This window comes from Caballeronia sp. BR00000012568055 (assembly GCF_029439455.1).
Lineage (GTDB): Bacteria > Pseudomonadota > Gammaproteobacteria > Burkholderiales > Burkholderiaceae > Caballeronia.
Window position 1 is genome coordinate 1 of the sequence record NZ_JAQFVG010000198.1, and the last position, 683, is coordinate 683.

1 protein-coding gene is annotated in these 683 nt (G+C 56.7%); it reads right to left on the reverse strand.

Annotated elements, in window-relative coordinates; genetic code table 11:
• Window positions 1-69: 69 nt before the first annotated feature.
• A partial coding sequence (locus tag P7F28_RS09815) for a Type 1 glutamine amidotransferase-like domain-containing protein (protein WP_277184301.1) occupies window positions 70-683 on the reverse strand: 614 nt, incomplete at its 5' end.

A 683-nucleotide genomic window follows, 5' to 3' on the forward strand; every position in this document is an offset into this window, starting at 1 on the left:
ATGCAAAAGTCATAACCCGACCCACAAGGGACACTTTCCGCTCACAATCCCGGTCATTCGCACGGCGCGCTACGGGCTAACGATCTCGCTCCGCATGCTGTCCACTACAAAAGCCTCGCCGTCTTTCAAGGTTCTATATGGCATTTGATGGCGCTCATAGAATGAGACCTCCTCACCTACTGCTTGCGAGGCGGGATGATCGGATTGAAAGTGCACGACGAGGGAAAACGGCAAGATTCCCAACCCGTCCCAGACCACTGTCGGATCGTATCCCGGAGGGACTTCGTTGGGGTCGCTGACGTGATCGAGTGCGCGCAGCGTGCTTGACACAATGACTGCTGCTGCACTAAATCCCGAGTAGACGATCCTGTCACGTTCCAGCAAATCCGTTATCGCGACATCGAATCCGCTCTGCCTCATCGCCCTGCGAAGTATGAATGCGTTCCCACCGTTGACCCATACCGCGTCGAACTGCTCAAGAGTGTCGCCGATGCGATCAGTGGTTCCGAAGAACTGCCGAAGATCGAGTTCCTGCACCGTGAACCCAAGTGCTCGAAGTTTGATTGTCTGACTCTCCAGCCATTGCGCGCGCGCCACTTCGCGATGGTCAAGTCCGTTGACGACGATTGCCGCTCGCAACTGACCGCCGACCAAGTCGACGAGCTCTTCTGGTCTGGCGCCCA